Genomic DNA, 12,323 nt, shown 5'->3' with positions numbered 1-12,323 from the left:
GATCGGGACACCCTTTCTTAGTATGTAGGCGTAAAACAATCATGAAGAAACGATGCATTGTGTTTGGTTTAAGGAAAAACAACCTTTTGGGTCATGATCATCGCCTTTTCGCAAGAGGGAACTATACGATGCGAATGGCTGCTGTGGGGCTTGCTCGAACGAAAAACGCAGGCTCCTTTCTGGGAAGGCCTGCGTTTTTTGTATGATCTGCCCGCAGAAGCGGGTGGTTACGCTTCGAGCCGCTTCACCGTTTCGATGTCATCAATTTGCGCCAACGCCTGCAATACCTCATCATCAACCGGTTTGTCAAGCGATAAGATCATCATCGCCTTGCCCCCCGCTTCTTGGCGGCCGACTTGCATGGTGGCGATGTTGACATCGTGCGCCCCAAGCACGTTCCCGACTTTGCCGATCATCCCCGGCCGGTCTTGGTGCTGGATATACAGGAGATGGCCTTCCGGGGCAAAGTCGATGGCGACGCCGTCAAAATGGACGATGCGGTCGCCGTAGTTCGGCACGTGCGTCCCTTTGATGGTGAACGTTTTGTTTTCGCCATGGACGGTGAGCGAAATGCAGTTCGCATAGCCGTGCGTTTCATCGGAAAATTTTTCGCCGTATGTGATGCCGCGCTCTTTGGCGACCATGGCGGCGTTCACCTCGTTGACGGTTGAGGCGACGCGCGGCCGCAGGAAGCCGGCGAGCAGGCTGCGGGTGATGTACGTCGTCTCCAGATCAGCGACCGTGCCGGCGTAGGTGACCGACAGCTCTTGCACCGGGATGTTCATAAACTGCGATGCAATCAAGCCGAGCTTCCGGCCTAAATGATAGAATGCTTGAATTTTTTCATAGACGTCTTTCGACAACGCCGGCAAGTTGATCGATGAGGTGACGGGCCGCCCTTCAAAAAAGTGGAGCAGCTCTTCCGCGACTTGGGTGGCGACGTTCAGCTGCGCTTCGACGGTCGACGCCCCTAAATGCGGCGTAACGATCACATTGTCAAACGCTAAAAGCGGATGATCCCCTGGCGGCTCTTGTTCAAAGACGTCGAGGGCGACGCCGGCGACATGCCCGCTTTCCAAGAACGGGATGAGCGCCTGTTCGTCGATGATGCCGCCGCGGGCGCAGTTGATCAAATAGACGCCCTTTTTCGTTTTCGCCAAGTTTTCCGTGCCAAGCAACCCGCGCGTTTCTTTCGTGAGCGGCGTATGAACGGTGATGATGTCAGCCACGGCCAGCACTTCGTCAAGCGAGTGAATCGAGACGCCGAGTTTTTCGGCGCGTTCTTTCGTTAAAAATGGGTCGTACACGTGCACGCTCATGCCAAAGGCGCGCGCCCGTTTGGCGACTTCCGAGCCGATGCGGCCGAAGCCGATGATGCCCAATTTTTTGCCAAACAGCTCGTTGCCGACAAACGCCGAGCGGTTCCACTCCCTCGATTTGACGGAAATGTGCGCCTGCGGGATGCGTCGGACGAGGGCGGCCATCATGGCAAAGGTATGCTCAGCGGCCGAAATCGTATTGCCGTTTGGCGCGTTAATGACGACGATGCCGCGTTTCGTCGCTGCATCGACATCAATGTTGTCGACGCCCACCCCGGCGCGGCCGATAATTTTTAAGTTCGGCATTTTTTCCAATAGTTCTTCCGTCACTTTGGTGGCGCTGCGCACGAGCAAAGCGTCAAAGGTGTGCAATTCCTCTTCCGCTTCGGTTGTTTTCTTTTGCACGATGTCGATCTGCGCCGATGCGCAGAGCGGCGCCAAACCTTCTTCACTGATGGCGTCGGAAACGAGTACGCGAAACACAGTGGGTGCCCCTTTCTGTTTCAAGGATGTTAAATTTCTGATAATTTAACATGCGAAAGCGGTTTCTGTCAATGGGGGAAAAAGAAGTCATACCAATGAAAACGTTTTTTTGAGCAGGAATGTTCGGGGTTTGAAAAAGAAAAGCGCCCATATCAAACGACATGGGCAAAATTGTTCGGAAATAGAAAAACGGCGTCTGGTGAAATGAGATGTTGGACGGATTACTTGTTTTTCTGTTCGTTGTAGCGGGCGATGCATTCGTCGATCAATTTGGCGGCTGCTTCCGGCCCCTCCCATGTGCCGATTTCCGTCCGTTTCCCTTGCAAGTCTTTGTAGCGTTCAAAGAAGTGGGCGATTTCTTTCAGTTTGTGCTGCGGGAGGTCTTCAATCGATCTCACTTCGTCAAAGCGCGGATCTTCGACCGGAACGCCGATCAATTTCGCATCTTCTTCGCCGCTGTCGACCATGTTCAAATAGCCGATGACGCGCGTGTCGATGACGCAGCCCGGGAACGTCGGGTTTGTCGTGATGACCAAAATGTCGAGCGGGTCGCCATCCAGCGCCAACGTATTTTGCAAATAGCCGTATTCAGCCGGATAAAACATCGGTGAATATAGGACGCGGTCGAGCTTGAAAATGCCCCGTTCTTTGTCGAATTCGTATTTGTTTTGGCTCCCGGTTGGAATTTCGATAAACGCTTCGACAATTTTATTTTCGAATGCCATAACCCGTTCCTCCTTTGTTGGTTATGTATACATGAAAACTTGTCCACCCAGCAGGCGCGGCGGACAAGCCAATCTTATTGTAGCACGTTCGTTCAAGATGCGCCACTTGTGATTTCACGCTTGCATCAAAAAACCCTCTTGCCGGCAAGGCAAGAGGGGGAATGTCAGTCGAATTTATTCGGATCGCCGTCAAACGGCTCGTCAGCAACTTTGATCGATTCAGTCGGACAGCCTTCGAAGGCGTCCATCATATCGTCAATCAAAATCTCCGGCACTTCGACGATGCCTTGGTTGTCATCAAGGGTGACGTAGGCAATGCCGTCCTCGTCGTAGTCGTAAATGTCGGGAGCGGCGGCGCCGCAAGCTCCGCAGGCGATGCAAGTCTCTTTATCCACAATCGTATACTTTGGCATAAAAATCGAACCTCCCCAAGTTTATTGGAAACGGACGGGCCATCTCCGTGTTGCCTGCTCGGAAATGAACTTTTCACTTTTAATAATAAGACCGTACGGCCGGCTTTTCAACAAAAAAATCGCTCTCTTGTATTTTTACACATATGCATCTTATTTAGTTTTGTTATCATATGGCGGAACTGTCAACCGATCGATTTTTTCTGCCGACCGGTTGGGCGATTTTTGCTACAATAGAGGCGAGGGAGGAACGCAGGATGCGGCATGGCTATGCCTCATTTTTGCTCGCCCATTGCTTGCGCCGCTTCAACGGCGAACGGACGCTGGCGGCGGTGTATCATTTATTTTCGGGAAAAAAATCGGCGCAGACGCTCCAAGACAGCAAATGGTTTCAGCTTGAGCCGCTGTTTGGCACATGGAAGAATGTGACGCTGGCGGCGCTCGAGGAAGCGGCAATGGCGCTTGTCGAACAGCGACTCGCTTTATCCGCGAAACAGCGGACATACACGTTGACCGCGGCAGGGGAAGAATGGCTTGCCGAGCAAGCAGCGCTTTTCCCCCGCCATCTGAACGGCTGGCGCTATCATGAGGCGGAACCGCTGTTTTGGCAGCGTCTTTCCTTGATCGGGCAGACATTGTCAAACCTCGTCTATGGGCGGCGTTTTGCACCGATTTGCCGCGACGAGCGGACGCTTCAATGGGTGAAGCAATATTTGCTTGCAAAAGGATCGCGCCAAATGTTGGCCGAGACGCTGTATCAAGAGCTCATCCGGCTGCTTGAAGCGGTTTCGGAGGAGGCGGCGGTGATCTTTACGCTGCGTTTGACGAGCGCGGTCCGCATCGGCTGGACGATGGAGCAAATCGCGGCCTATTTGCAAAAGGACGCGCTCTACGTGCAGTTTCAATTCCGCAACGTGCTTCATTACATCATGGCGGAAGCTGAGGCTGGACGCGTTCCGATGATGGCCGAATTGATGAGCGGACTGGCGCCGGCGGTGCTGACACAATCGGCGCAAAAAACGTACGAATGGCTGCGGAAAGGAAAAACGATAGAAGATATTTCCAATCTTCGCCGCTTGAAGCGAAGCACGATTGAGGATCACGTTGTCGAAATCGCTGCCAATGTGTCCGGTTTTTCGATCGCCCCGTTTGTCGACGATGAAAAGGCGGCGGCCATTCGAGCGGCGGCGCAGGCGCTTAGGACGAGGAAATTGAAAGAGATTCGCGAGGCGCTTGATGGCAAAGTCAGCTATTTCGAAATTCGGCTCGTGTTGGCAAAGGAAGTGGGACGTTGGACGAGTTGACGAAAACGCTGCGCATGAAGTTCGGACATGCTTCATTCCGCCCGGGTCAGCGGGAAGTGGCGGAAGATGTGCTTGCTGGGCGCGACGTGCTGGCGATGCTGCCGACCGGAAGCGGCAAGTCGCTTTGCTATCAGCTGCCAGCGTATTTGCTTCAAGGCAGTGTGCTGATCGTTTCGCCGCTTGTGTCGCTCATGGAGGACCAAGTCGAGCAGTTGCGCCGGCGCGGGGAAAAGCGAGTGATTGCTTTTCACAGCCTGCTTGATGCCGAAGAAAAATGGCAGGCGCTCGCTTCGCTTGCGGAGTTTCGCTTTATTTACGCGTCGCCGGAGATGCTGCAGTCGGCAAAATTTTTAACGGCGCTTCGGCGCGTATGCATTTCGCTTTTTGTCGTCGATGAAGCGCACTGCATTTCTCAATGGGGATATGACTTTCGCCCGGACTTTTTAAAGCTTGGGGAGATCCGGCGCGCGCTCGGGGCCCCGCCGTGTTTGGCGTTGACGGCGACGGCGCCGCCCGAGGTGCAGGAGGATATTATTCGCACGCTCGGGATGGATGGCGCCCGCCGCCATATTCATTCCGTCGATCGTCCGAACATCGCCTTGTGCGTGGAGCATTGTTCATCAACGGAGGACAAAGCGGCGCGCTTGGCCGATTATGCCAAGCGTCTCGAAGGCCCGGGAATCATTTATTTTTCGAGCCGTCAATGGGCGGAAGAGATGGCGCGCCGGCTCGAACAGTGCGGCGCGGGGCGGGTCGCCTATTACCATGCCGGCATGGACGGGGAGCAACGGCTGCTCGTGCAGCAGCAATTTGTCTACGGTCAGCTTGACATCGTATGTTGTACAAGCGCATTCGGCATGGGCGTGAACAAAGAAAACGTCCGATTTGTGCTTCATTTTCATATGCCGGCCCAGCTCGAGGCGTACGTGCAGGAAATCGGGCGCGCGGGGCGCGACGGAGCGCCAAGCCTTGCTGTGTTATTTTATGCGGACGGCGACCGGGCCATGGCCCAGGCGGTGGCGGAGGCCGAGCTGTTAAGTCCGCGCGAGCTGCGTGAGTGGTGTTGGCGGCTGCCGGAAGGAGCCGGATGGGAAGCGGCGATGGCGACGCTCGAGGCTGCCGGATTCACCGACGTACAAAAGCGGCTGTTGGCGTATTTTTTAGAACGGGAACAACGGGCGATGCCTGGTTGGCTGACAGCGGAGGCGAAAGAGCGGCTGTACGGCAGGATGGCAGCCGCCATCGAGGCGCGGCGGCGCTGGAAGCGGAAAAAACTGCAGGAAATGGATGAATGGGTGCACTTGTCTTCGTGCCGGCGTCAAGCGCTTGTCCGCGCGTTTGGCGAGGAGCTGACGGATCAGCAGAATGTCTGCTGCGATCGCTGCGGGCTTTCGCTTGACGGCTATGAACGAGCCGTCCGCCGTCCGGAGGAGGCGCCGGTTCGCCATTGGCGCGAGGAGTTGTGGGACATGCTTTTTGGCGGGGGGCGGACGAATGAAACGGCAAAGTGAACAAATCCGGCAGATGACAGAGCGCGAGCTGCTTTTTCATCTTTATGTAACGCAAGGGTTGCTGCTTCTTGCCGCCGGCGGCTGTTCGCTCTTTTTGTTCGATTGGGCGGAGTGGCGCCGGCTTTGGCGGTTCGATCTCACCGATGTGCTGCTATACGGAGCGGGCGGGGCGGCGCTCGTGCTGGCGGTCGATTTTTTGGCCATGCGCTATTTGCCGGATGATTGGCATGACGACGGCGGGGTGAACGAAAAAATATTCCGCGGCCGCTCGATTCCGCATCTCTTTTTTTTATGTGCGCTCATCGCTGTGACGGAAGAATGGCTGTTTCGCGGTGTTGTGCAGACGCATTGGGGGCTTGGAGCGGCAAGCGTCATTTTTGCTGTGCTGCATGTGCGCTATTTGGAAAAATGGTTTTTGTTTCTGATGGTTGTGCTCATCAGTTTGTTTCTCGGTGCGCTTTACGAACAGACCGGGAGTTTATGGGTGACGGTTGTCGCCCACTTTTTGATCGATGTGGTGCTCGCTTTGCATATTCGGTTGCAGCGGGAGGAAGGGGTGAAGCGATGAAAGGAACACAGGAGCGCCGAGCTGGGCGGCGCTTGCGGATCGATGAGAGCGCGCCGTCCTCGCGCATCAAACGGCGGAGGGAAAAAGAAGAACAAAAGCGAAAATACGTCCCGTCCCGCCTGCTCGTGTTCTTGTTTTTGGCGTTGCCGGCAGTCGTGCTGGCCATCCACCATGTCCAATCGAAGTCCGACACGGTCACAGTCGTTCGTCATGAAGATCAAAGCGGCCGCGAGACGGTGCGCATTATTCAAGACGACGAAGTCAAGAGGACAGAACAGGCGGCCAAATCGAAGCAGAAGAGCGCCGCCGACCGAGGAAGCGTCGGCGGCCGGGAAAAGAAGACCGATGATGAACAAGGAAAAATCATCACCCATGTCGTCGCAGCCAATGAGACGCTCTACAGCATCGCCATGAAATATTACGGCACGCCTGATGCGATCGATCTCATTAAAAAGGAAAACGGCTTGTCGACGGGCCGCCTTCAGCCAGGGCAAACGCTGCGCATTCCGCTTGACGAAAACCATTGAGCGAAACAAAGCATTGTCTGCCGCTCCCCTTTCTTTGTTCTAATGCTGCCTTCTGCGGCATATGATGGACAATAAAAACAGGACAAGGGGGAGAGGAGATGGTCCATTTTCCAGATGAATTTCCCCTCGATGAAGTGGCGAAGGAAATGTTGATGGCCGTCATCGAAAAAAAGAAAAAATGGGANCGGCTCGAAAAGCGGACGTTGCTCTTGCAGGCGGCCGCGTTTTCCGGTTTGGCCGTTTTCCTGCTTTATCTTTTGGCCAAGGCGGCGGCTTTCGGGACGTGGGGAGAGCGGATCGCCTGGTTTTTCGCTGCGCCTGCCCATGTGTTGATTCTGCTTCTTTTAAGCACCGTTTATTGGGCAGCCGTCTACTACAAAGGAAAAAGCGAAAAGGCGGAAGACGATTTTCACGCCCTTCGCTGTGAGATCATTCAAAAAAGCATCGATTTATGGCAGGACCAAGAACAGTGGAACGGGCGCCATCGGCTGTTTGAATGGATGAAGCGGGAGTATGGCATCAATCTTTATTATGAACAAAGTTGAGCGGGGGTTCCGCTCAGCTGCTGGCTTAGAAAACCTTTTTATGGTTGCGCTCCTCTTTTAAAATTTCCACCGCTTCACGGAACCGTTGGGCATGGATGATTTCCCGCTCGCGCAAAAAGCGGAGTCCGTCGTTTAAATCCGGGTCGTCGCTCATATTGATGATCCACTGATATGTCGCGCGCGCTTTTTCTTCGGCCGCGATGTCCTCATACAAGTCGGTGATCGGGTCGCCTTTCGCTTGGATGTACGTCGCCGTGAATGGAACGCCGGCGGCGTTATGGTAAAAGAGGGCGCGCTCATGGTCGACGTAATGCGGCTCCAGCCCGGCTTCTTTTAGCTGCTCAGGCGTCGCGTCTTTCGTCAGTTTGTACACCATCGTTGCGATCATTTCAAGGTGGGCGAGTTCTTCCGTACCGATGTCGTTTAGCAGCCCGATGACTTTCGGCGGCAGCGTATAGCGCTGGTTTAAGTAGCGGAGCGCCGCTGCCAGCTCCCCGTCTGCCCCGCCGTATTGCTCGATCAAATATTTTGCCAGCCGCGGATTGCACGTGCTGACGCGGACCGGGTATTGCAATTTTTTTTCATAAATCCACATGATCCGTTCCCCCCTTGCGTTCGTGATGGATCGGCTACACTTGCCAAGGCCATGGCGTGTCGTCCCAGTTCCACGGGTAGTTGGAATAGCTATGGCCAAACTGTTCAAGCGGACCATAGGCGGCTTCAAATTGTTTTTTCAGCTGTTTCCGTTTTTTGGCGAGTTGATTAAATTGTTGAATCGCTTGATAGTCGGTCGGATGGGTGTCCAAGTAGAGTGTCAGTTCGACGAGGGCAAAGTCGACGGCTTGCAGCTCTTCAAGCTGTTCATAATACTCCTTTGGCATTTGTTTCATGAGCCATCACCTTTTGTCTTTGTTTCGTAAGGGCTGTAGTACGGATCGTAAAACACTTGCCAAAGCGTCCCTTTCATCAACGCTTCACGAAGAGGGAATTGCGGCAAGTTGGGCGGCTGGAATCCGACGTATAAGTTTGGTGCGGTGACGTATGTTTTCACGCGGATCGGCGGGCATGGGTCAAACGGGCTTGTATACGGCTCATATTGTTTGCGCGTTGTAAACATGAAACCCCTCCTTTTTTGGCAAAGTTCAGTCTATATTATGATAGAGCAGTACCGTTCATGCCTGTTTGTCATGGCGAATCATGGCAATAATAAGGAGGAAAAAATGTGCCGCCTATGGATGATCGCCTTTGTCGCTGTCTTGTGCACGTATTTGTTTTTTCGCTGGCTGCCGCCCCTTGAGCCGTTTTCCCCAACCTTGTTTTTGACGCAGCTGTTGTTTTCCCCGTTTCGAACATGGCTTGCTTTTGCTTGTTTTTTGCTCGGCGTCGCTGCCAACGGGGCGCTTCTTAGCATCGCTGTAACCGGGACGGTGCGTTTGTTGTCCGGCCGGCGGCTCCGCTTAGGCCAATGGTTGTTCAGCTTGGCGGCGCTCGGCCATTTTTATTGGGCGTTTCAGTTCCATTGGCGGCTGGCGGCGCTTTTTTTCGTTTTTTCCTTTTTTTATGGTATGATGACGTTGAGAAGCCGCCAGACGATGCCGCATCGCTGGCCATGACAGGAGGAAGTATGCTGATCGGGGAGCAACCGAGAAAAAATGCTTGTCTAAAACGGGGAAAACGATGTAAACTCATTAATAACAACAAACGAACCAATTGCCGCTTGCGTCATACAATAACGGTAAGAGATGGCTCTGTAGGTAAGGAGGGGTGCCGATGCGTCTTGAGCGCTTGACCCACAACAAAATCAAAATTTTCCTGACGTTTGACGATTTGCTGGACCGCGGGTTGACGAAAGACGATTTATGGAAAGATACGTTTAAAGTCCATCAGCTGTTCCGCGATATGATCGAGGAAGCAAGCGAAGAGCTCGGTTTTGAAGTGAACGGATCGATCGCGGTCGAAGTGTACTCTTTACCGGCGCAGGGCATGGTCGTTATCGTTACGAACGAAGGCGACTACGACGACATGGAAGAAGAATTCGCCGACGATTATATCGAAATGCAAGTAACGCTCGATGAGAGCGATGACATATTTTACGAATTCCAAACGTTTGAAGATGTCATCCAGCTCGCTCATCGCCTGCATGCGGTCGGTTGCCTCGACGGCACGCTTTATTCCTATCAAGGCCGCTTTTACTTGCATGTTCCCGAAGAGCCCCCAATTCCGCTCGACAACTTTGTCGCCTTGCTGGCCGAGTTTGGCAACCCGGCTACGATAACGATACATCGTGTGCAAGAATATGGGAAGCGGCTGATTGAACGCCGCGCGATCGAACAGCTCGTTCGTTATTTCCGCGCCAATTAAAGGTATAGAAAGGCTCCTTGAAATGGACAAGGAGTCTATTTTTTTGCGCCAACTGTTCGACGCCGCTTCGCCATTTTTCCTTTGCATCCGGCCACAGAAGGTGTATACTATGACATGAAAGGCGACAAATTACTATAGCGAGCTTATAGGAGGTTTACGTATGGCAGCCGATAAGCATACGGAAGAGAAAGAACAACAATACGACGTGCTGGCGTCGACACAAATTGTTATACATAGAGCGTTGGAAAAGCTCGGCTACCCGGAAGAAGTGTATGAGCTGTTAAAAGAGCCGATCCGCGTGTTGACAGTCCGCATTCCGGTGCGCATGGACGACGGGTCGGTGAAAATTTTTACCGGCTACCGCGCGCAGCATAACGATGCGGTCGGTCCGACGAAAGGCGGCGTGCGTTTCCATCCTGATGTGACGGAACGAGAAGTGAAAGCGCTGTCGATTTGGATGAGCTTAAAGTGCGGCATCGTTGACTTGCCATACGGCGGCGGCAAAGGCGGCATCGTCTGCGACCCGCGCACGATGTCGTTCCGCGAGCTCGAGCGGCTAAGCCGCGGCTACGTGCGCGCCATCAGCCAAATCGTCGGACCGACAAAAGACATTCCGGCGCCGGATGTGTTTACGAACTCGCAAATTATGGCGTGGATGATGGATGAGTACAGCCGAATTCGCGAGTTTGATTCGCCAGGGTTTATCACCGGGAAGCCGCTTGTCCTCGGCGGTTCGCACGGCCGGGAAACAGCGACGGCCAAAGGAGTGACCATTTGCATCCGCGAGGCGGCGAAAAAACGCGGCTTGTCGCTCAAGGGAGCGCGCGTCGTCGTTCAAGGGTTCGGCAACGCTGGCAGCTATTTGGCCAAATTTATGCACGACGCCGGGGCGAAAGTCGTCGGCATTTCCGATGTGTACGGCGCGCTGTACGACCCGAACGGGCTCGACATCGACTATTTGCTTGAACGGCGCGACAGCTTTGGCACGGTGACGAAGCTGTTTAAAAATACGATTTCGAATCAAGAGCTGCTTGAGCTCGATTGCGATATTTTGGTGCCGGCGGCCATCGAAAACCAAATTACGGCCGAAAACGCTCCGCGCATTAAGGCGAGCATCGTCGTCGAGGCGGCGAACGGGCCGACGACGCTTGAGGCGACGGAAATTTTGACGCAGCGCGGCATTTTGCTCGTTCCGGACGTGCTTGCAAGCGCTGGGGGCGTGACTGTGTCGTACTTCGAATGGGTGCAAAACAACCAAGGTTACTATTGGACGGAAGAAGAAGTGGAACAGCGGCTTGAAAAAGTGATGGTCAAAGCGTTCAACAACGTGTATGAAATGGCGCAGACGCGCCGCGTCGACATGCGCCTTGCCGCCTACATGGTCGGCGTCCGCAAAATGGCGGAAGCGTGCCGGTTCCGCGGCTGGGTGTGAGGCGAGCAAGCGCCGATGTTTGCAAGCTTTGGTGAAATCCCCTATCATAAGATAGGGGATTTTTTGCTTCATGCGAGGTGGCAAAAACGATGAAAGAGGAGAAAATCATTATTGTCGGCGGCGGTCCGTGCGGGCTGGCGGCGGCGATTGCTTTGCAAGACGCAGGATTTTCGCCGCTGGTGATCGAGAAAGGAAACATCGTCCATTCGATTTACCGTTTTCCGACGCATCAGACGTTTTTCAGCACGAGCGACCGGTTGGAGATCGGCGGCGTGCCGTTTATCACGGAAAACCGGAAGCCGACGCGAAATCAAGCGCTCGCTTATTACCGGGAAGTCGTGGTTCGCAAGCAAGTGCGCGTCAATACGTTTGAAGAAGTGAAAACCGTCAAGCCGCAGGAAGATGGAGCATTTCTTATTGAAACGACAAAAGGGACGTACCGCGCGCAGTACGTCGTCATCGCCACCGGCTATTACGACCATCCAAACTATATGAACGTGCCGGGGGAAGAGCTGCCGAAAGTGATGCATTACTTTAAAGAAGCGCATCCGTACTTCAACACCGACTGCGTTGTCATCGGCGGGAAAAACTCGAGCGTCGACGCGGCGATGGAGCTTGTGAAAGCTGGGGCGCGCGTGACAGTGCTGTATCGCGGCAACGAGTATTCGAAAAGCATTAAGCCGTGGATTTTGCCGGAGTTTGACTCTCTTGTGAAGAAAGGCGTCATCCGCATGGAGTTTCGCGCACATGTGAAAGCAATTACCGAAGATGCGGTCGTGTATGAAGTGGACGGGGAAACGAAAACAATCAAAAACGACTTTGTGTTTGCCATGACCGGCTACCATCCGGATCATCGCTTCTTGATGAACATCGGGGTGCAGATCGACCCGGAAAGCGGCCGGCCGCATTATGATTCAGAGACGATGGAAACAAACGTGCCGGGGGTGTTTATCGCCGGGGTGATCGCCGCTGGCAACGATGCGAATGAAATTTTTATCGAAAACGGCCGCTTCCATGGAGACGCTATTGCCGCCTGCATCGCCAAGCGCGAACGGGAGGGGTCGGCCAAGCAGCTGCAGTAGCGCTTCTTGGCCAATACATCGACTGGGCATATGACGGCATGCCCTCCTCGAACAAT

15 protein-coding genes and 1 pseudogene are annotated in these 12,323 nt (G+C 54.0%); 10 read left to right on the top strand and 6 right to left on the bottom strand.

The features are described 5' to 3' along the window. Positions 1-227: 227 nt before the first annotated feature. The 3 genes from serA to VU18_RS09415 all read right to left on the bottom strand — a co-directional run bounded on the left by serA (position 228) and on the right by VU18_RS09415 (position 2,940). Complete coding sequence (serA, locus tag VU18_RS09425) at positions 228-1,802, bottom strand: phosphoglycerate dehydrogenase (protein WP_012820732.1); 1,575 nt, start codon at positions 1,800-1,802, stop codon at positions 228-230. Positions 1,803-2,023: 221 nt separating this feature from the next. Next, complete coding sequence (locus VU18_RS09420) at positions 2,024-2,527, bottom strand: inorganic diphosphatase (protein WP_011231730.1); 504 nt, start codon at positions 2,525-2,527, stop codon at positions 2,024-2,026. A gap of 164 nt (positions 2,528-2,691) precedes the next feature. Further along, entirely contained in the window at positions 2,692-2,940 is a 249-nt protein-coding gene (locus tag VU18_RS09415) for a ferredoxin (protein ID WP_011231729.1), read from the bottom strand. A 254-nt stretch (positions 2,941-3,194) separates the two neighbouring features. Between VU18_RS09415 and VU18_RS09410 the strand changes: the two genes are divergently transcribed. The 6 genes and pseudogenes from VU18_RS09410 to VU18_RS09390 all read left to right on the top strand — a co-directional run. After that, positions 3,195-4,241 (top strand): helix-turn-helix domain-containing protein, encoded by a 1,047-nt coding sequence (locus VU18_RS09410; RefSeq protein WP_042380384.1) that lies wholly within the window; start codon positions 3,195-3,197, stop codon positions 4,239-4,241. Further along, positions 4,229-5,752, top strand: a complete 1,524-nt coding sequence (locus VU18_RS09405) for an ATP-dependent DNA helicase RecQ (protein ID WP_014196219.1) — start codon at positions 4,229-4,231, stop codon at positions 5,750-5,752. The genes VU18_RS09410 and VU18_RS09405 overlap by 13 nt, the downstream gene beginning before the upstream one ends. Further along, positions 5,736-6,320, top strand: coding sequence for a CPBP family intramembrane glutamic endopeptidase (locus tag VU18_RS09400; RefSeq protein ID WP_011231726.1), 585 nt, complete (start codon positions 5,736-5,738; stop codon positions 6,318-6,320). The genes VU18_RS09405 and VU18_RS09400 overlap by 17 nt, the downstream gene beginning before the upstream one ends. Beyond that, positions 6,317-6,847 carry a LysM domain-containing protein gene (locus VU18_RS09395; RefSeq protein ID WP_021321972.1) on the top strand — a complete coding sequence of 177 codons (531 nt, stop codon included), beginning with the start codon at positions 6,317-6,319 and terminating at the stop codon, positions 6,845-6,847. Before VU18_RS09400 ends, VU18_RS09395 begins: the two co-directional genes overlap by 4 nt. Positions 6,848-6,945: 98 nt before the next feature. After that, positions 6,946-7,031, top strand: a pseudogene (locus tag VU18_RS21245) (DUF2663 domain-containing protein); the annotation flags it as partial. Between the two features lies 1 nt (position 7,032). Next, a partial coding sequence (locus VU18_RS09390) for a YpbF family protein (RefSeq protein WP_236687344.1) occupies positions 7,033-7,392 on the top strand: 360 nt, incomplete at its 5' end. A 25-nt stretch (positions 7,393-7,417) separates the two neighbouring features. Here VU18_RS09390 and VU18_RS09385 read toward each other — a convergent pair. From VU18_RS09385 to VU18_RS09375, 3 genes are read right to left on the bottom strand one after another with little or no spacing between them, the layout of a single operon-like run. Further along, positions 7,418-7,987: a manganese catalase family protein gene (locus tag VU18_RS09385; RefSeq protein ID WP_011231723.1), complete on the bottom strand. Its 570-nt coding sequence runs from the start codon at positions 7,985-7,987 to the stop codon at positions 7,418-7,420. Positions 7,988-8,021: 34 nt separating this feature from the next. Then, positions 8,022-8,282 (bottom strand): spore coat protein CotJB, encoded by a 261-nt coding sequence (locus VU18_RS09380; protein ID WP_014196218.1) that lies wholly within the window; start codon positions 8,280-8,282, stop codon positions 8,022-8,024. After that, positions 8,279-8,509 (bottom strand): spore coat associated protein CotJA, encoded by a 231-nt coding sequence (locus VU18_RS09375; RefSeq protein WP_014196217.1) that lies wholly within the window; start codon positions 8,507-8,509, stop codon positions 8,279-8,281. The genes VU18_RS09380 and VU18_RS09375 overlap by 4 nt, the downstream gene beginning before the upstream one ends. Before the next feature lie 103 nt (positions 8,510-8,612). Between VU18_RS09375 and VU18_RS09370 the strand changes: the two genes are divergently transcribed. From VU18_RS09370 to VU18_RS09355, 4 genes are all read left to right on the top strand, one after another. Further along, positions 8,613-9,005, top strand: a complete 393-nt coding sequence (locus VU18_RS09370; RefSeq protein WP_041467892.1) for a hypothetical protein — start codon at positions 8,613-8,615, stop codon at positions 9,003-9,005. 157 nt (positions 9,006-9,162) lie between these two features. Beyond that, complete coding sequence (locus tag VU18_RS09365; protein ID WP_011231720.1) at positions 9,163-9,753, top strand: genetic competence negative regulator; 591 nt, start codon at positions 9,163-9,165, stop codon at positions 9,751-9,753. A gap of 160 nt (positions 9,754-9,913) precedes the next feature. Then, positions 9,914-11,185 carry a Glu/Leu/Phe/Val dehydrogenase gene (locus VU18_RS09360; protein WP_011231719.1) on the top strand — a complete coding sequence of 424 codons (1,272 nt, stop codon included), beginning with the start codon at positions 9,914-9,916 and terminating at the stop codon, positions 11,183-11,185. A gap of 89 nt (positions 11,186-11,274) precedes the next feature. Continuing rightward, entirely contained in the window at positions 11,275-12,267 is a 993-nt protein-coding gene (locus VU18_RS09355; protein ID WP_011231718.1) for a YpdA family putative bacillithiol disulfide reductase, read from the top strand. The last annotated feature ends 56 nt before the right edge of the window (positions 12,268-12,323 follow it).

The organism is Geobacillus sp. ZGt-1, assembly GCF_001026865.1.
Lineage (GTDB): Bacteria > Bacillota > Bacilli > Bacillales > Anoxybacillaceae > Geobacillus > Geobacillus thermoleovorans.
This window is presented reverse-complemented; position numbering and strand designations above follow the sequence as displayed.

Coding starts and splice junctions, on each gene's coding strand:
- VU18_RS09420 (WP_011231730.1), bottom strand. CDS start 2,527: ATGGCATTCGAAAATAAAATTGTCGAAGCGTTTATCGAAATTCCAACC.
- VU18_RS09415 (WP_011231729.1), bottom strand. CDS start 2,940: ATGCCAAAGTATACGATTGTGGATAAAGAGACTTGCATCGCCTGCGGA.
- VU18_RS09410 (WP_042380384.1), top strand. CDS start 3,195: ATGCGGCATGGCTATGCCTCATTTTTGCTCGCCCATTGCTTGCGCCGC.
- VU18_RS09400 (WP_011231726.1), top strand. CDS start 5,736: ATGAAACGGCAAAGTGAACAAATCCGGCAGATGACAGAGCGCGAGCTG.
- VU18_RS09395 (WP_021321972.1), top strand. CDS start 6,317: ATGAAAGGAACACAGGAGCGCCGAGCTGGGCGGCGCTTGCGGATCGAT.
- VU18_RS09385 (WP_011231723.1), bottom strand. CDS start 7,987: ATGTGGATTTATGAAAAAAAATTGCAATACCCGGTCCGCGTCAGCACG.
- VU18_RS09380 (WP_014196218.1), bottom strand. CDS start 8,282: ATGAAACAAATGCCAAAGGAGTATTATGAACAGCTTGAAGAGCTGCAA.
- VU18_RS09375 (WP_014196217.1), bottom strand. CDS start 8,509: ATGTTTACAACGCGCAAACAATATGAGCCGTATACAAGCCCGTTTGAC.
- VU18_RS09370 (WP_041467892.1), top strand. CDS start 8,613: ATGTGCCGCCTATGGATGATCGCCTTTGTCGCTGTCTTGTGCACGTAT.
- VU18_RS09365 (WP_011231720.1), top strand. CDS start 9,163: ATGCGTCTTGAGCGCTTGACCCACAACAAAATCAAAATTTTCCTGACG.
- VU18_RS09360 (WP_011231719.1), top strand. CDS start 9,914: ATGGCAGCCGATAAGCATACGGAAGAGAAAGAACAACAATACGACGTG.
- VU18_RS09355 (WP_011231718.1), top strand. CDS start 11,275: ATGAAAGAGGAGAAAATCATTATTGTCGGCGGCGGTCCGTGCGGGCTG.